Genomic DNA, 16,983 nt, shown 5'->3' with positions numbered 1-16,983 from the left:
CGATGGCAAGCGAAACCATCCTTTCGGTCAAGGACCTGCGCGTCCGTTTCCGCACGCTCGACGGCGCCGTCGACGCGGTCAAGGGCATCAACCTCCACGTCGATGCCGGCGAGACGGTTGCCGTTGTCGGCGAGTCGGGCTCCGGCAAGAGCCAGACGATGATGGCGGCCATGAACCTTCTCGCCTCCAACGGCGAGGCGAAGGGGGCCGTCGATTATCGCGGCAAGAACCTGCTGACGCTCAGCAAGTCGGAACTGAACCAGGTTCGCGGCCGGAAGATCAGCATGATCTTCCAGGAGCCGATGACCTCGCTCGATCCGCTCTACATGATCGGCAACCAGCTCATGGAGCCGATCCGCCGCCATCGCGGGCTGAGTGCAGCGGAGGCGCGCAGCGAAGCTCTCAGGCTGCTGCATCTGGTCAAGATCCCTGATCCGGAACGGCGCCTGAAATCCTATCCGCACGAGATGTCGGGCGGCCAGCGCCAGCGCGTGATGATCGCCATGGCGCTCGCCAACGACCCCGACATCCTGATCGCCGACGAGCCGACGACCGCGCTCGACGTGACCATCCAGGCGCAGATACTGACCCTGCTCGCCGAGCTTCAGAAGAAGCTCGGCATGGCGATCGTCTTCATCACCCATGACCTCGGCATCGTCCGGCGCTTCGCCGACCGCGTCTATGTCATGCGATCGGGCGAGGTGATGGAGGAGGGGCGGACCGACGAACTCTTCGCCAATCCCAGGCACGACTACACCAAGATGCTGCTGGCCGCGGAGCCGACGGGCCGCAAGGCGCCGCCGGCCGACAACGCGCCCGTTCTCATGGATGGACGCAACGTCGAGGTCGAGTTCAAGATCGGCGGCGGCTTCCTGGCCGGTCCCCCTATGCTGCTGAAGGCGGTGGATCGCATTTCGGTGACGCTGAAGCGCGGCCAGACGATCGGCATCGTCGGCGAGTCGGGTTCAGGCAAGTCGACGCTCGGCCGGGCGCTGCTCAGGCTATTGCCCAGCGAAGGATCGATCCGCTTTGCCGGCCACGATCTGTCCAAGGCGGACCGGAGCGACATGCGGCCTCTGCGGCGCGAACTGCAACTCGTCTTCCAGGATCCGTTCGGGTCGCTCTCGCCGCGCATGACGGTAGGCCAGATCGTCACCGAGGGGCTTTTGGTGCATGAACCGTCGCTGTCCGCCAAAGATAGGGACGCACGTGCGGTCGAGGCGCTGCGCGAGGTCGGCCTCGATCCCGCGGCGCGAAACCGCTACCCGCACGAGTTCTCGGGCGGACAACGGCAGCGCATCGCCATTGCCCGGGCGATGATCCTCAAGCCGAAGGTGGTGGTGCTCGACGAGCCGACCTCCGCGCTCGACCGGTCGGTGCAGAAGCAGATCGTCGAACTGTTGCGCAAGCTGCAGGCCGACCACGACCTGTCCTACCTGTTCATCAGCCACGATCTCGCGGTGGTCCGCGCCATGTCGGACTACATCATCGTCATGAAGCAAGGGAAGATCGTCGAGGAGGGGCCGACGGACGAGATCTTCGGCAATCCGCGCGAAGCCTATACCAAGACCCTGATGGCGGCTGCGATCGACGAGACGAAGCTCCGCCAGTCCGCCTGATAGCGCAAGCTTCCGATCGGGAAAACGACGGGTCCGGAGATCTGACCGATCTCCGGACCCGTCCACGTTCAGAGCACCAGGACCGACCGGCCGCAATTTACGCCATGGACGCGGATGTCGGCCTCGCCGACCTTCACGCCGAGGAGCATCAGCGTGTTGTAGAGCAACTCGTCGACCGGCGCCGTCACGCCGCTGAGCAGGCTGGTGACCGTGGACTTGACCGCATTGTCGCTCGGCACGAACAGGCCGATGGGGATGAGGCCCAGCAGGTCGACGTCAATCCCGAGCGACAGATCGCCGATCAGCGAGGCCGTCAGCGATTGCGTCAGGTTGCGGGACGAAACGTTCTTTACGACCCGGTTGTCGATATCGCTCTTGGTGAAGGTCTTCGTCGACGGCGACATGTTGCCGATGTCTATGTGCGCGCTCCCGGTCACGTCGACCCTGATCAGTCCGAGACCGGCGTGGACGATGTGAGCGGGCTGTACCACCGGCTTCTTGGTGAAGACCTTCAGGTCGGCGACATTGATGTCGCCGAGCCACACCTCGGCCACACCGGGCTGCGCGGCCACGGTCACGATGGCGCTTGCCGGCTTGCCGGTTGGGCAGGACACGCTCTTGAGCTGCGCCTCGGCATAGGCCAGTTCGACATAGAGCGGCAACCTGATCGACGTGCCCAGATTGCCGCCCAGCAGGCCGCTCGACCCGACTGCGGCTTCGATCTTGAGCCTGGTCTGCGCGGTCCTGACGATCTTGCCGGCTTCGCCGATGGCAAACCAGGTGCCGCCCTGCGGCGGCTCGCCGATGGCGACATTGACGGTGACGGCGGCAAGAGGCGGCAGTCCGGCGCCGATATTGGCCGCGACCTGGTTCGTCCCGTTGGCGATGGCCGCGGCCGCCCCGATCAGTTCCATCACGCCAACCTTGGCGTCGAACGCCGAAGCGCCCTTGCCAAGCGCGAGCTTGCCGACCTGGCCCAGGTCCAGGAAGTGCGACAGCGGCACCTTCAGCGATTGCGAGACATTGGAGCCCAAGAGCTTGGCGATCGCGACGTCGGCCGCCTTGTCCGTCGTCGTGGTGGCAAGAGCCGACAGAACCTGGCCCACGGTCGCTTCCGACTTGAGGACGTCGTTGTAGGTGCCGGCCGTGATCTTGAGCTCGGTCGCCAGTGCATCCATGAACTGGAGGGCATTGACGTCGACCGCCGCGAGCGCGTTGTAGTCCATCAGGCTGAGCGACAGGTTCGTGCCAAGCAGTCCGCCGAGGATGGCGTTGAGCACACCGTCCTTCAGGCTGGCCAAGCGTGACCCGACCGAGAACGCTGCTTCCGCGGGCGCGCTGGCGACCGCGGTTGTGACGATCTGCCGCTCGCCCAGCAACGCACTGGCGAAGTAGGTGGTGCCGTCCTTGCGGAAGGTGACGCGAACTGCATTGAAGGGTGTTGCGCCCGCGACGAACCGCAGCGTGGCGGCAATTTTGGGATCGGCCGCATAGCGGCCCTTCTCCACCAGGACCTGCTTGTAGCCCACCAGGGTGGGCTCAACGTCGAGACTTCCGACCAGCGCCACGTCGCCGTTGCCATTGTTGGCGAATGCCTTCAGTACCGCCTCGTTGGCCTTGCCGATGTTTGCAGCACCGTAGATGGCCGCGAGATCGGTGATCGACTGTGCTTCCCGCCGCTCGACATAGAGCGAGCCTTCGTCGACCGCGAAGGCCGCGACCGCGAGGCCGATCGGCAGCGTCAGCGCGAACATCGTCGCGATGTTGCCCCCGCAGGCCCGCCGAAAGGCACAAATTTTATCTAGAACGCCTTTGCGCATTCAGATGCCCCCCACCCTTATCGTCGACGAACGGGAGATGGTCTGCGCGGGCAGCGGCAGGATTGGCAAAAGGTTCCAGATCGGCAGCTGCCTGGCGTCATAGCGCAAGGCGACCACGAACTGCTGCCCGTCCTTGTCGCTGTCCTTGACGTCGACGACGAGCTTCCTCCTGTCGATGAACACGTATCCGTCGGCGTTGAGATCGATGTATCGCTGTGCGAGCGTCTTGCGCTCGGCTTCATCGAGACCCGCGATTGCCGTGCGGGCCGCATCGGCGGCCATTTGCTGGACGGAGTGCAGGGCGCCGAAATAGATTCCGTAGGCGATCATCCCGAATACGAGGAGGATGAAGACCGGGACGACAATTGCGAATTCGATCGCTGAGGTGCCGGTTTGATTGATTAGGAAGGAAAGTCGGTCAGGAGGCCGTGTGCGTGGCAGGATGCCCCGCCGGTCATGAAGGTCAATCAGTTCCGTAAAAGGCTTGGAACCGTCGGCTCCGGCCTTAGCGTGCCGGCGAGAGGCCTTCAATGCACAAATGAGCTTGGCAGTGTGAGGGAGTTCTTTGGAAAACGGTTTGTACTTCAAGTATTCATGCTCTTCCATGTGCCACCTGTTCGGTTGGCTGCGATCTATGTCCGGACACCAAATTGGGTGCTCCTAAGATCAAGGCCATCCTGCCTCTGGAAGATTATCGCTTTGCTAATGAAGTAGTTTGTGAAGGAATATGCTCAAGAATTGTTCAAGCTTGAAGATAAAATTCGAATGGGATTTTAAGGAAATTTGACCGCGGAGCGCGCCCTCTGTGGGGCAGTGCAAGCTGAGGTTGATCGGTTATATTTATGTACCCCAAGCAGATCAAACACATGGTAATGTGGATCGGCGGACACCGCGTCAAGCCATTGCTCAAAATGGCAAATGAAGGAACGTGAATTGGCCGAAGGTATTCCTATGGCAGAAAATCTGCGAACACCTATTGTCCGGCAAGTTCGGTAGAATGAAATCTATGCGGGAGTATGGCCGGGAAAGATATGGCGGCCCACATCTTTTATTTTTCTGGTCGGAGTGGCAGGATTTGAACCTGCGACCCCATCGTCCCGAACGATGTGCGCTACCAGGCTGCGCTACACTCCGTGACCAGACGGCGGGCTTATAGCTGCCGCTTCCGCATCCTGCAAGCGCCAAAGGACCGACTGGCACAATTTTTCGCAAGTAGGTAATCTTGCTGTGCTTTTAAGCCTTTGTGCTGCCTTTGCGTAAGGGGGGACAGCGCCTCAATCTTGCGGTAATCGGTGCAGGCTAGAGCGAATGCGCAGCGTTTGCGCAGGTGGAGTATAGTCGTGAACATCAAGCCAGTGGGCCAGGCCACACCCAACAGCTTCGAATTCGAGACGCGTGCGCTGGTCAAGCCTACCGGCTTCCGCGAGTACGACGCGCGCTGGTGGTTCGGGCATCCGGCTTCGACCAAGGAGCCGGAACTCAACCTGATCGGCGTGCAGGCGCTGGGAATGGGCGTCGGCACGCTGATTCGCCGTCTCGGGGCCGGGCCAGACATCGTGACGGGCCACGACTTCCGCTCCTATTCGCTGTCGATCAAGCTGGCGCTGGTTTCGGGCCTGATGGCCGCGGGCGCGCGCGTCAAGGATATCGGACTGGCGCTGTCGCCCATGGCCTATTTTGCCCAGTTCGCGCTCGACACCCCCTCGGTCGCCATGGTGACAGCCTCGCACAACGAGAATGGCTGGACCGGCGTGAAGATGGGGGCTGCGCGACCGCTGACCTTCGGCCCGGACGAGATGTCGGCGCTCAAGGAAATCGTGCTCAACGGCGACTTCGAACTGATCGGCGGCGGCTCGTATGAGTTCGTGCCGGACTTCCGCAAGACCTACATCGACGACCTGGTGGCGGGGAAGCGCATCACCCGCAAGCTCAGGGTCGTTGCTGCCTGCGGCAACGGCACAGCCGGCGCCTTTGCGCCGGAAGCGCTGGAGCGAATCGGCTGTGAGGTGATCCCGCTCGACATCGAACTCGACCACAGCTTCCCGCGCTACAACCCCAACCCCGAGGACATGCAGATGCTACATGCGATCAGGGACAAGGTGCTGGAGACCGGAGCCGATGTCGGCCTGGGCTTCGATGGCGACGGCGACCGCTGCGGTGTCGTCGACAATGAAGGCAACGAGATTTTCGCCGACAAGGTGGGCGTCATGCTCGCGCGTGATATATCCGCGCTCTATCCAGGCTCGACCTTCGTCGTCGACGTGAAGTCGACCGGCCTGTTCAACACCGACAAGGTGCTGGCCGCCAATGGCGCCAGGACCGACTACTGGAAGACCGGCCACTCCTATCTCAAGCGTCGCGTCGCCGAACTCGGAGCCATCGCCGGCTTCGAGAAGTCCGGCCACTTCTTCTTCAATCCGCCGATCGGCCGCGGTTATGACGACGGCATCGTCACCGCGATCGCCGTCTGCCAGATGCTCGACCGCAGCCCCGGCAAGTCGATGGCAGATCTCTACCGCGACCTGCCGCTGACCTACGGCACGCCGACCATGTCGCCGCATTGCGACGATGAATTGAAGTATGGTGTGGTCGACAAGGTGGTCGCCGACTTCGAAGCGATGAAGCGCAATGGCGAGGTTTTCGCCGGCCAGAAGATCGTCGATCTGGTGACAGTCAACGGCGTGCGTGTCGTTGCCGAGGATGGCACCTGGGGGCTGGTGCGGGCTTCCTCCAACAAACCGGAGCTGGTGGTCGTGGTGGAGAGCCCGGTGTCATCCGAGCGCCGGCGCGAGATGTTCGACGCGGTCGACGCAGTATTGAGGCGCAATCCGTCCGTCGGCGCCTACAACCAGACCTTCTGAGGGGAAGCGGGTATGGCTGAAAGGATCGTCAGTTTTGTCATGAGCGGCGGCGTGGGCTCGAGGCTCTGGCCGCTGTCGCGCGAGGACAACCCCAAGCAGTTCCATGACCTGTCCGGTGACGGCTCGATGCTGGTCAAGACGCTGAAGCGGCTGGCCGCGCGGGACGAGGGCGAGACGCCGATCTACCTGATCGCGTCCGAACGCCACGCGGCACGCGTGCGCGCCGACCTTGCCGCGATCGAACTTTCCGGCGGCGGCGCGATCTTCGAGCCGACGGGCCGCAATACGGCTGCCGCCGTGGCGATTGCCGCGCTGCAGACGATCAACACCTATGGCGACGGCATCGTGCTGGTGGTGCCCTCGGACCACGAGATTTCGACGCAGCGCCAGTTCTGGGACACGGTCGAACGCGGCGTGGCTGCGGCCCAGGCCGGGCGCATGGTGGTGTTCGGCATCCGCCCGACCGTGCCTGAGACCGGCTACGGCTATATCGAGGCCGGCGCAGGGACCGGCGGCGTTTCCGACGTGACGCGCTTCGTCGAGAAGCCTGACTTGAAGACGGCCGAGGGCTATCTCGCGGCCGGCAACTTCTTCTGGAACGCCGGTATCTTCCTGTTCAAGGCAAGCGCCATGCGCGACGCCTTCCTCAAGCACCAGCCGGAAATCTGGCAGAAGGCGGAGGCTGCGTTCAAGGTTGCGACCAGCGATCTCTCCGGCGTCTACATGCCGCTGGATGCCTATCAGGCCATACCGTCCAATTCGATCGACTATGCCATCATGGAGCGTGTCGACGGTATCGCCATGGTGCCTGCGAGCTTCCGCTGGAACGATCTCGGTTCGTGGCAGTCCCTCCTCGATGTCAGCCCCTCCGACAAGGACGGCAACGTGATTGTCGGCGACGTGGTCGCGATCGATTGCGAGAACTCCTATCTGCGCGGCGAGGGGCGGCTGCTCTCGGCCATCGGCATGAAGGACGTCGCCATCGTCTCGACCTCGGACGCGACCTTTGTTGCGCCCGTCAGTCATAGCCAGAACGTCAAGAAGATCGTCGAGCAGTTGGAAAAGAGTGGACGGCTCGAGACCAAGTTCACGCCGGCGCACGGCCGCGTGCTGGCCAACGGCGCCTGGCGCCGGCGCGTGCAGCACTGGCTTATGGAGGAAACGCTGCCGCTGTGGTCGACCGTCGGCGTCGACGAGCAGTTCGGCGGTTTCCACGAGGCACTCGGCTTCGACGCACGGCCGCTGGCCAAGCCCAAGCGCATGCGCACCATGGCGCGCCAGGTCTATGCCTTCGCGGTTGCCAAGCAGCGCGGCTGGGATGGCAACGCCGATCGGCTGATCGATCACGGCATCCGTTTCATGGCGGACAAGGGCCGGACGGATCGTGGCGGCTGGGTGCGGGCCTTGAACCCGGACGGCAGCGTTGTCGATCCGGTCGAGGACGCCTACGACCATGCCTGCGTGCTGCTGGCGCTGGCGCATGCGCATCGCGTCGGCAATGGCGAGGCGCTCGGCCTTGCCGAGCAGACTTTCGCCTTCCTCGACAAGCACCTTGAGGACGAGCGAATGACGGGCTTCATGGAAAGCCCCGACGGCGAGGGCGTGCGCCGCTCCAACCCGCACATGCACCTGCTGGAAGCCTTCCTCGCCTGGCATGCGGTGACGGGCGACAGGGCCTACCTGCGCCGCGCCGCCCGCATCATCGACCTGTTCCGCAGCCATTTCTTCGAGGTGGACAGCTGGACATTGGGCGAGTTCTTCGACCGCGACTGGCATCCGGCATCGGGCGAGAAGGGCCAATGGACCGAGCCGGGCCACCATTTCGAATGGGCCTCGCTGCTGGTCGACTTTGCCGACAAGAGCGGCCAGAAGGACCTCGTTGCCTTTGGCCGCAAGCTCTACGCCTCGGCGGTGGCCAACGGGCTCAACCGCGCGACCGGACTGGCCTATGGCGCAGTGTCTCGCCAAGGCCTGCCGCTGGACCGGATCTCGCGCAGCTGGCCGCAGACCGAAGCGATCAAGGCGGCCGTCGCGCTCGACGGCACCGGCGGTCCCGACCTCAAGCCGGAGATCGAGGCGCGTGTCGGCCGCCTGTTCCGCTGGCACATCGATCCGGCGCCCCAAGGGTTGTGGATCGACCAGATCGACGAGCGTGGCCGCTCGCTGGCCAAGGAAGTGCCGGCAAGCATCTTCTACCATCTGGTGACGGCCCTGACGCAGTATCTCGACAAGACCGAGGACGTCGCCCACTGACGAAGCTCGAAAACAAGAAAGCCGGCCAATCGGCCGGCTTTCTTGCATGATGGGTTTTGAGTGAGGTCAGTACGGGCTCGCGACGTCGCCGGTCTCGACATAGACCGTTTTCAGCTGGGAATAGTGCTGGAGCGCGGCGAGCGAGTTCTCGCGGCCGATGCCCGACTGCCTGGCGCCGCCGAAGGGAAGTTCGACCGGCGTCAGGTTATAGGCGTTGATCCAGCAGGTGCCGGCCTTGAGCTCGCCGATGACGCGATGGCCGCGCGTGATGTCCTTGGTGAACACGCCGGCAGCGAGGCCGAACTCCGTGTCGTTGGCGCGCGCGATCACCTCGTCCTCGCTGTCGAAGGACAGAACGCTCATGACCGGTCCGAAGATCTCCTCGCGGGCGATGCGCATGTCGTCCTTGACGCCGGTGAACACGGTCGGCTCGACGAAGAAGCCGCCCTCGAAGCCCTGCAGAGATGGCGTGCCGCCGCCGCAGCGGAGTTCCGCGCCCTCGTTCATGCCGACGGAAATATAGTCCAGCACCTTGTCGTGCTGGGCCTTGCTGACCAGCGGGCCCATCTGGGTGTCGGGATCGAGCGGATCGCCGATGCGGATCGCCTTGGTGCGCTCGACCAGGCGCTCGACGAAACGGTCGTGCAGGCCCTTCTGGACGAAGACGCGTGTGCCGTTGGAGCAGACCTGCCCGGTCGAGTAGAAATTGCCGAGCATGGCGCCGCCGATGGCGTTGTCGAGGTCGGCGTCGTCGAAGACGATGATCGGCGACTTGCCGCCGAGTTCCATCGTCGCGTGCTTCATGTGCGAGCCGGCGAGCGACAGAACCTTCTTGCCTGTCGGTACCGAGCCGGTGAGCGAGATCTTGTCGACGGCGGGATGCGAGGCAAGCGCTGCGCCGACGTCGCCATAACCCTGGACGACGTTGAACAGCCCGTCGGGCAGGCCGGCCTCGGTATAGATCTCGGCCAGAGCCAGAGCCGACAGCGGCGTGTTCTCGGAGGGCTTGAACACCATGGCATTGCCCATGGCGAGCGCGGGGGCCGACTTCCAGCCGGCGATCTGGATGGGATAGTTCCAGGCGCCGATGCCGACGCAGACGCCGAGCGCCTCGCGTTTGGTGTAGGCGAAGGGACCGCCGAGATCGACGTAGTCGCCGTTGAAGGCAGCTACCGCGCCGGCGAAGAATTCGAGGCAATCGGCGGCGGAGGCAGCGTCGGCCACCAGCGTTTCCTGGATCGCCTTGCCGGTGTCGAGCGTCTCCAGCCTGGAGAGTTCCTCATTTCGGGCGCGGAGAATGTCGGCGGCGCGGCGCAGGATGCGGCCGCGCTCGACCGGCTTCAGCCGGGCCCAGGCAGGCTGCGCCTCGCGCGCGGCCTCGACGGCCAATTCGACGATGTTTTGCGTTGCCGAATGCAACTCGGCGATTGTCTCGCCGGTGGCCGGATAGATGACCGGGATCAGGGCTCCGCGTTCGTCGTCGATATAGCGGCCGTTGACATAATGCGAGGCTTTGGGCTGGGCGCGCATGCGTTTGCTCCAGTTGTATTTTCGGTGTCCGGCGAGGTGGCCGGATGATGCTCTATCTGTCGGAGACCTGCCAGCGCGGATTGATCCACGGCTCCTGGTTCGACGGCGCGAGCGGCGTCCGGCCGAGGATATGGTCGGCGGCCTTTTCGCCGGTCATGATCGACGGTCCGTTGAGGTTGCCGTTGGTCACGCGCGGGAAGATCGAGGAGTCGGCGACGCGCAGTCCCTCGACGCCGATCACCCGGCATTCGGGATCGACCACGCTCGTCGGATCGTCGGCGCGACCCATACGGCAAGTGCCACAAGGGTGGTAGGCGCTCTCCGAATGCTCGCGGATGAATTCGTCGAGCTGCTCGTCGGTCTGGACCTGGCTGCCCGGGGAAATCTCCTTGCCGCGGAACGGATCGAAGGCCGACTGCCCGAAGATCTCGCGGGTGAGGCGGATGCAGTGGCGGAAGTCCTCCCAGTCGTCGGGGTGCGACATGTAGTTGAAGCGGATTTCCGGCTTCGCCCACGGATCGCTCGACCTGAGGCTGATCGAGCCGCGCGACTTCGACCGCATCGGCCCGACATGGGCCTGGAAGCCATGCGACTTGGCCGCCGCCTTGCCGTCGTAGCGCACGGCCGCCGGCAGGAAATGGAATTGGATATCGGGATAGTCGACGCCGGCTTTCGAGCGCACGAAGGCTGCGGCCTCGAAATGGTTGGTGGCGCCGAGCCCGGTCTTGAACAGCAGCCACTCGGCCCCGATCAGCGCCTTCGAGAACGGATTGAACACCGAGTGCAGGGTGATCGGCTGTGTCGATTCCTGCTGGATGTAGAGCTCCATGTGATCCTGGAGATTCTGGCCGACGCCGCGCCGGTCGGCGACGACCGCGATGCCATGCTTCTTCAGGTGCTCGGCGGGTCCGACACCTGACAGCATCAGCAGCTTTGGCGAGTTGATCGAGGAGGCAGCGACGATCACCTCGCGTCGTGCCTTAACGACCTGAATCTTCTTGCGAGCTTCGATCTCGACGCCGACGGCGCGTTGATTCTCGATCACCACGCGCCGGGCGAAGCCATTGACGACGCGCACGTTTCCGCGTTTCAGCGCCGGCCGCAGATAGGCGTTGGCCACCGACCAGCGGCGACCGCCGTGGATGGTCTGCTCCATGGCCCCGAAACCTTCCTGCTTGGAGCCGTTATAGTCCTCGGTCAGCTCGAAACCGGCCTGCTGGCCCGCCTCGACGAAGGCTTGATAGAGCGGGTTCTTGCGCGGGCCGCGCTGTATGTTGAGCGGACCCGAGGTACCGCGCCAGCCGTCTTCGCCGCCGTTCGCATGCTCCATGCGCTTGAAATAGGGCAGCACGTCGGCATAGCCCCAGCCGGTGGCACCCTGTTCGGCCCAGTGGTCGAAGTCGTGGGCATGGCCGCGGACATAGACCATGCCGTTGATCGAGGACGAGCCGCCAAGGACCTTGCCGCGCGGGGTGGCGAGTACGCGGCCGCCGAGATGCGGCTCGGGCTCGCTGGCATAGCCCCAGTCGTAGCGGCTCATGTTGAGCGGGATCGACAGTGCCGACGGCATCTGGATCAGCGGGCCGAAGTCGGTGCCGCCATATTCGATGACGATCACCGAGTGCTTGCCGTCCTCCGACAAGCGGTAGGCCATGGCCGAGCCGGCGGAGCCGGAGCCGACGATTACGAAATCTGCTTCAAGCATTGTTCACATGGACCATAAAATCGGCGAGCGAGACGTTGCCGCCGGTTGCGACGACGAGCACGGTCTTGCCGGACACGTCGACCTTTCCTCCCAGAAGTGCCGCCAGCGAAGAAGCACCCGACGGCTCGAGCACGAGCTTCAGGCGCTCGAATGCCACCTTCATCGCGCCGCGGACGGCCGCGTCGTCGACCGTCAGGCCGCGCACGTTGCTCGACGTCACGGCTGCGTAGGGGGCTTCGCCCGGCTTGCGCGCCATCAGCCCGTCGCAGATCGACTTCGGGCCGAGCGGCATGGTTTCGATGCCGCCGTGGGCGAGCGAACTGCCCATGCCGTTGAAGCCTTCGGGTTCGACGGCGAACACCTGCGTTGACGGGGAAAGATAGTGGAAGGCGAGCGACACGCCGCCGATCAACCCGCCGCCGCCGACCGGGCAGAGCACGATGTCGGCCGCGACGCCCTTCGCCGCCAGCTGTTCCAGCGCTTCGAGCCCGGCGCCTGCCTGGCCGGCGACGATTTCCGGGTCGTCGAACGGGTGGAGCAGGGCGAGGCCCTCGGTCTCCGAGATCTCGCGCGCCTTGGCTGCGGCGACCTCTTCGCGGGCGCGATCGCCGTGGTCGGTGAGCACGACGCGGGCGCCGTAGCCCTTGGTCGCTTCGCGCTTGGCGGCAGGCGCGTCGATGGGCATGACGATGGTGACGGGAATGCCGAGTGCCTGGCCGGCGGCGGCAAGACCCTGGGCGAAATTGCCGGAGGAATAGGCGACCACGCCGCGCTTCGCCTCGTCGGCTGTCAGCTGCTTCAGCCGCCAGTAGGCGCCGCGCGCCTTGAACGAGCCGGCCCATTGCAGCGACTCCGCCTTGACGAAGACGCGGGCGGCGCCGGTTTCGCGGGCAAGGGCTGCGGATTCGAGCAGCGGGGTGAGTTGGGTCGCGCGCGAGGTCTCGGCATAGGCCTGGTGCAGCCTGTCCAGGCTCGGAACCGTCGTTGTCATCATTCGCCCCTCGGGAAACGCTTGCTCTCTTCGAGCACGTTGAGGTCCATGTGGTTGCGCATGTAGCGTTCGGACGCCTTCTGCAGCGGCTGGAAATCCCACGGGTAGTAGGCGCCGTTGCGCAGCGCCGGATAGATCACCCAGCGGCGCGCCTGGCTTTCCCGTACGGCCGCGTCGAAGGCAGCCATGTCCCAGCGGGCGCGAACCTTGGCCATGAATCTCGCCACCAGGTCGGCATTGGCCGGATCGGCGGCGAGGTTGTGGAACTCCTGGGGATCCGATTCCAGATCAAACAGTTGCGGCGGGTCGATCTCGCAATGGACGAACTTGAAGCGGCCCTCGCGTAACGCGACCAGCGGCGCATAGGAGCCTTCGGCGGCATACTCCATGAGCACGGGGGCGGTTCGCGGTTCGCCGGCGGTGAGCGGAACGAGCGACTGACCGTCGGTCCATGGCGCGATCGCCGACAGGTCGATGCCGGCAAGGTTGCACAGCGTCGGCAGGACGTCGAGATTGGACGTCGGCGCCTCGATCAGTCCGCTCGGGATGGCCTTGCCGGCGATCATCAGCGGCACGCGCGCCGAGCCTTCGTAGAAGCACATCTTGAACCACAGGCCGCGCTCGCCCAGCATGTCGCCGTGGTCGGAGCAGAACAGGATGACGGTGTCGTCGAGCATGTGCGTGCGATCGAGCACCGACATCAGCTCGCCGACCTTGTCGTCGATGTAGGAGATGTTGGCGTAGTAGCCGCGGCGTGAGCGGCGCACCTGCTCGGGCGTGATGTCGAAGCTGGCGTAGTCGCTGGCGAGGTAAAGGCGCTGCGAATGCGGGTCCTGCTTGTCTTCAGGGATGAAGCCGACCTCGGGGTCGAGGGCAGGGCAGTCCTCGTAGAGGTCCCAGTACTGCCGCCGGGCGACATAGGGGTCGTGCGGGTGGGTGAACGAAACGGTGAGGCACCAGGGGCGGCGCTCTGCCTGGTCGGAGACGCGGGCGAAGTCGTAGAGCTTCTGGGTCGCCAGGAAGGCGACCTCGTCGTCATACTCCATCTGGTTGCTGATTTCGGCCGTGCCGGCGCCGGTGACCGAGCCGAGGTTGTGGTACCACCAGTCGATGCGTTCGCCAGGCTTGCGGTAGTCGGGAGTCCAGCCGAAATCGGCCGGATAGATGTCGGTCGTCAGCCGTTCCTCGAAGCCGTGCATCTGGTCCGGCCCGACGAAATGCATCTTGCCCGAGAGCACGGTGTGATAGCCGGCGGCACGCAGGTGATGGGCAAAGGTCGGGATGGACGAGGCGAACTCGGCGGCGTTGTCGTAGACCCCGGTGCGCGACGGTAGCTGGCCCGACATAAAGGCGGCACGGCCCGGCGCGCAGAGCGGAGAGGCGGTGTAGTTGTTCTTGAACCGCGCCGAGCGTGCTGCCAGCGCCTTGAGGTGCGGGGCGTGGAGGAAGCCGGCCGGCCCGTCTGGGAACAGGGTCCCGGCCAGCTGGTCGACCATGATGATGAGGATGTTCGGCTGGCGGGTCATGGCTTCGGTGACACCTGCGAAAGCTTGGTTTCCAGAAAGTCCTCGACCAGCGCGACGGCCGACGCCGCATTGGGGATGCCGTCGCGCAGGGCACGCCGAATGTAGAGGCCGTCGATGAGCGCCGCCGTCGCTTCGGCGACGCGCTCTGCCTCGCCATGCGGCAGGAGCCGGCCGAGGCCGCTCATCAGATTGGATTGGAGGCGGCGGGCGTAGATGCGCAGCAGGCGGCGCAGCGCCGGTGACTTCTGCGCCTCGACGTAGAAGGCAAGCCATGCGGCGATGGTCTCGGCACGGAACTGCTTGTCGGAGAAATTCACCGAGATGACGGCCGAGACGCGGGCGCGAGCCGTCCTTGCCAGCCGTAATGCCGCGGTCGTGTCCATAAGGAGTTCGGACAGCAGATGCCGCATCGTTGCGGCGAGCAATTCGTCCTTGGCGCCGAAATAGTGGTGGGCGAGGGCAGACGACACGCCGGCGCGGCCGGCAATCTCCGACATCGTCACGTCCAGGGTGCCGCGTTCGCCGATCGCGGAGATCGTCGCGTCGATCAGCGCCTTGCGGCGCAGCGGCTCCATTCCGACCTTGGGCATCAGCTTCCTCCGGCGAGCGACCTTATTTTTAATTGACTCATCAATCAATGAAAATGCGCGGCGCTCATGGTTCCAATTGCGGCATTGCAACTTGGTCAAAATTGTTCATATTTGAACGGAATTGAGGGCGTTGGAATCGCCTGTCAAATGGCGCAAAATGTGAATCGGCGACGGAGACGAACATGACCGCATGCATCGTGGGCTGGGCCCATTCGCGCTTCGGCAAGCTCGAAGGCGAGACGCTCGAAAGCCTCATCACCAAGGTCGCGAACGAAGCGCTCGAACATGCCGGCATCGGCCCGGACGATGTCGACGAGATCGTGCTCGGCCATTTCAATGCCGGCTTCTCGGCCCAGGACTTCACCGCGAGCCTGGTGCTCCAGGCCGATGACCGGCTGCGCTTCAAGCCGGCGACGCGTGTCGAAAATGCGTGCGCCACCGGCTCGGCAGCCGTGCGCCAGGGAATCCGCGCGGTGAATGCCGGCCAGCGCATCGTGCTGGTGGTCGGAGCCGAGCAGATGACCACGACGCCGGGGCCGGAGATCGGCAAGAACCTGCTGCGCGCCTCCTACCTGCCCGAGGACGGCGATACGCCTGCCGGCTTCGCGGGTGTGTTCGGCAAGATCGCCCAGGCCTATTTTCAGCGCTACGGCGACCAGTCGGATGCGCTGGCGATGATCGCCGCCAAGAACCACAAGAACGGCGTCGACAATCCCTATGCCCAGATGCGCAAGGATTTCGGCTTCGACTTCTGCCGCCAGGAAAGCGAGAAGAACCCCTTCGTCGCCGGGCCGCTGAAACGCACCGATTGCTCGCTGGTTTCGGACGGTGCCGCGGCACTGGTGCTGACCGACGCGACCACGGCACTCAAGATGCGCCGGGCGATCGCTTTCCGCGCCAACGAGCACGTGCAGGACTTCCTGCCGATGTCGAAGCGCGACATCCTGCAGTTCGAGGGCTGCGAGGTGGCGTGGAACAAGGCGCTGAAGTCGGCGGGTGTTTCGCTCGACGACCTCTCCTTCGTCGAGACGCATGACTGCTTCACCATCGCCGAACTGATCGAATATGAGGCGATGGGGCTGGCGCCGCGCGGCGAGGGTGCCCGCATCGCCATGGAAGGTATCACCGCCAAGGACGGCCGCCTGCCGGTCAACCCGTCCGGCGGGCTCAAGGCGAAGGGCCACCCGATCGGTGCGACCGGCGTGTCGATGCATGTGCTGACCGCCATGCAGCTTGCCGGCGAGGCCGGCGGCATCCAGGTCAAGGACGCCAGGCTCGGCGGCATCTTCAACATGGGCGGCGCGGCCGTCGCCAACTACGTCTCCATCCTGGACCGCATCAGATGAGGCATTCCGCCGTGGTCATCGGCGGCGCTTCGGGCATCGGCCTTGCAGTGGCCGAGCGCCTGATCGCCGACGGATGGCCGGTGGCGGTGATCGACCCCGACGGTGGAGCGCTCCAGGCAGCGGAAGACCAGATCGACAACGACGAAGTCGTCTTCATCGAGGCCGATCCCACCGACGAGGACGATGTGGCCGATGCTTTCGACCAGGTGGTCGACCGGCTTGGCCTCATCGGCGGCCTGATTGCGATGACCGGGTTTGGGCGGAGTTCCTCGGTCGAGGATACCAGCGCCGAAACGCTGCGCGAGGCGCTCGACCTCAACCTCGTCGCGCCCTTCATCGCGGCGAAGGCGGCGCTCGAACGCATGGGTGCGTCGCTTTCGATCGTCAGCATCGGTTCGTTGGCCGGGCTGCGGGCGCACCACGGCCAACTGGCCGTGGCCGCCTCGGAAGCCGGGCTCAAGCTGATGTCGCAGGTGCTGGCGCTCGAGTATGCGGGGCGCGGCGTGCGAGTGAATGCGGTTGCTGCCGGTCCGGCCGGTGACGACGCCTGTTCGCTGGGCAACGGCCGCATCGAATCGAGACATGTCCCGCAGGGGCGATTTGCCGAACCCGACGAGATCGCGGCGGCTGCCGCATTCCTGCTTTCACCCGAAGCGAGCTACATCAATGGCCATACACTCGCCGTGGATGGCGGATTGCTTGCAGCCGGGCTATCGATAGACCGACCGTGAGCGACTCTGGG

At 64.6% G+C, this 16,983-nt stretch carries 12 protein-coding genes and 1 tRNA gene; 5 read left to right on the top strand and 8 right to left on the bottom strand.

Annotated features, from left to right (window positions below):
* Window positions 1-2 precede the first annotated feature (2 nt).
* Window positions 3-1,619: an ABC transporter ATP-binding protein gene (locus J2X50_RS15565; RefSeq protein ID WP_429096328.1), complete on the top strand. Its 1,617-nt coding sequence runs from the start codon at window positions 3-5 to the stop codon at window positions 1,617-1,619.
* Window positions 1,620-1,687: 68 nt separating this feature from the next.
* Here the strand turns inward: J2X50_RS15565 and J2X50_RS15560 are convergent, their stop codons facing one another.
* From J2X50_RS15560 to J2X50_RS15550, 3 genes are all read right to left on the bottom strand, one after another.
* Window positions 1,688-3,439 (bottom strand): pilus assembly protein TadG-related protein, encoded by a 1,752-nt coding sequence (locus J2X50_RS15560; protein ID WP_429096326.1) that lies wholly within the window; start codon window positions 3,437-3,439, stop codon window positions 1,688-1,690.
* Window positions 3,440-4,045, bottom strand: coding sequence for a TadE family protein (locus tag J2X50_RS15555; protein ID WP_429096325.1), 606 nt, complete (start codon window positions 4,043-4,045; stop codon window positions 3,440-3,442).
* Window positions 4,046-4,496: 451 nt separating this feature from the next.
* Window positions 4,497-4,573: transfer RNA gene (locus J2X50_RS15550), tRNA-Pro, on the bottom strand.
* 206 nt (window positions 4,574-4,779) lie between these two features.
* On the opposite strand from J2X50_RS15550, the gene J2X50_RS15545 reads away from it, so the two are divergent.
* The gene (locus J2X50_RS15545) at window positions 4,780-6,300 is read left to right on the top strand and encodes a phosphomannomutase/phosphoglucomutase (protein WP_429096323.1); all 1,521 of its coding nucleotides are present in this window, start codon (window positions 4,780-4,782) and stop codon (window positions 6,298-6,300) included.
* A 12-nt stretch (window positions 6,301-6,312) separates the two neighbouring features.
* A complete protein-coding gene (locus J2X50_RS15540) occupies window positions 6,313-8,553 on the top strand; it encodes a mannose-1-phosphate guanylyltransferase/mannose-6-phosphate isomerase (protein WP_429096321.1) in 2,241 nt (746 codons plus the stop codon).
* A 66-nt stretch (window positions 8,554-8,619) separates the two neighbouring features.
* Here J2X50_RS15540 and betB read toward each other — a convergent pair whose 3' ends face one another.
* From betB to betI, 5 genes are read right to left on the bottom strand one after another with little or no spacing between them, the layout of a single operon-like run.
* On the bottom strand, window positions 8,620-10,083 hold the full coding sequence (gene betB, locus J2X50_RS15535; protein ID WP_429096319.1) for a betaine-aldehyde dehydrogenase: 1,464 nt from the start codon (window positions 10,081-10,083) through the stop codon (window positions 8,620-8,622).
* 52 nt (window positions 10,084-10,135) lie between these two features.
* Window positions 10,136-11,788, bottom strand: a complete 1,653-nt coding sequence (betA, locus tag J2X50_RS15530) for a choline dehydrogenase (protein WP_429096317.1) — start codon at window positions 11,786-11,788, stop codon at window positions 10,136-10,138.
* Window positions 11,781-12,782 carry a threonine/serine dehydratase gene (locus J2X50_RS15525; protein WP_429096315.1) on the bottom strand — a complete coding sequence of 334 codons (1,002 nt, stop codon included), beginning with the start codon at window positions 12,780-12,782 and terminating at the stop codon, window positions 11,781-11,783. The genes betA and J2X50_RS15525 overlap by 8 nt, the downstream gene beginning before the upstream one ends.
* On the bottom strand, window positions 12,779-14,305 hold the full coding sequence (gene betC / locus J2X50_RS15520; protein ID WP_429096313.1) for a choline-sulfatase: 1,527 nt from the start codon (window positions 14,303-14,305) through the stop codon (window positions 12,779-12,781). Before betC ends, J2X50_RS15525 begins: the two co-directional genes overlap by 4 nt.
* Entirely contained in the window at window positions 14,302-14,895 is a 594-nt protein-coding gene (gene betI, locus J2X50_RS15515) for a transcriptional regulator BetI (RefSeq protein WP_429096311.1), read from the bottom strand. The genes betC and betI overlap by 4 nt, the downstream gene beginning before the upstream one ends.
* A 182-nt stretch (window positions 14,896-15,077) precedes the next feature.
* On the opposite strand from betI, the gene J2X50_RS15510 reads away from it, so the two are divergent.
* The gene (locus J2X50_RS15510; protein ID WP_429096310.1) at window positions 15,078-16,241 is read left to right on the top strand and encodes an acetyl-CoA acetyltransferase; all 1,164 of its coding nucleotides are present in this window, start codon (window positions 15,078-15,080) and stop codon (window positions 16,239-16,241) included.
* Window positions 16,238-16,972, top strand: coding sequence for an SDR family NAD(P)-dependent oxidoreductase (locus J2X50_RS15505; RefSeq protein ID WP_429096309.1), 735 nt, complete (start codon window positions 16,238-16,240; stop codon window positions 16,970-16,972). Before J2X50_RS15510 ends, J2X50_RS15505 begins: the two co-directional genes overlap by 4 nt.
* Window positions 16,973-16,983: the final 11 nt, after the last annotated feature.

The organism is Aminobacter sp. BE322 (genome assembly GCF_050433525.1).
In the GTDB taxonomy this organism is placed as follows: Bacteria; Pseudomonadota; Alphaproteobacteria; order Rhizobiales; family Rhizobiaceae; genus Aminobacter.
The sequence above is the reverse complement of the archived record's forward strand: the minus strand, read 5'-3'. Positions and strand labels throughout refer to the sequence as shown.

Excerpts from the sequence above, each read along its gene's own strand:
- betC (WP_429096313.1), bottom strand. The coding sequence starts at position 14,305 with ATGACCCGCCAGCCGAACATCCTCATCATCATGGTCGACCAGCTGGCC.
- J2X50_RS15555 (WP_429096325.1), bottom strand. The coding sequence starts at position 4,045 with ATGGAAGAGCATGAATACTTGAAGTACAAACCGTTTTCCAAAGAACTC.
- J2X50_RS15510 (WP_429096310.1), top strand. The coding sequence starts at position 15,078 with ATGACCGCATGCATCGTGGGCTGGGCCCATTCGCGCTTCGGCAAGCTC.
- betB (WP_429096319.1), bottom strand. The coding sequence starts at position 10,083 with ATGCGCGCCCAGCCCAAAGCCTCGCATTATGTCAACGGCCGCTATATC.
- J2X50_RS15565 (WP_429096328.1), top strand. The coding sequence starts at position 3 with ATGGCAAGCGAAACCATCCTTTCGGTCAAGGACCTGCGCGTCCGTTTC.
- J2X50_RS15525 (WP_429096315.1), bottom strand. The coding sequence starts at position 12,782 with ATGATGACAACGACGGTTCCGAGCCTGGACAGGCTGCACCAGGCCTAT.
- J2X50_RS15540 (WP_429096321.1), top strand. The coding sequence starts at position 6,313 with ATGGCTGAAAGGATCGTCAGTTTTGTCATGAGCGGCGGCGTGGGCTCG.
- J2X50_RS15560 (WP_429096326.1), bottom strand. The coding sequence starts at position 3,439 with ATGCGCAAAGGCGTTCTAGATAAAATTTGTGCCTTTCGGCGGGCCTGC.
- J2X50_RS15505 (WP_429096309.1), top strand. The coding sequence starts at position 16,238 with ATGAGGCATTCCGCCGTGGTCATCGGCGGCGCTTCGGGCATCGGCCTT.
- betA (WP_429096317.1), bottom strand. The coding sequence starts at position 11,788 with ATGCTTGAAGCAGATTTCGTAATCGTCGGCTCCGGCTCCGCCGGCTCG.
- betI (WP_429096311.1), bottom strand. The coding sequence starts at position 14,895 with ATGCCCAAGGTCGGAATGGAGCCGCTGCGCCGCAAGGCGCTGATCGAC.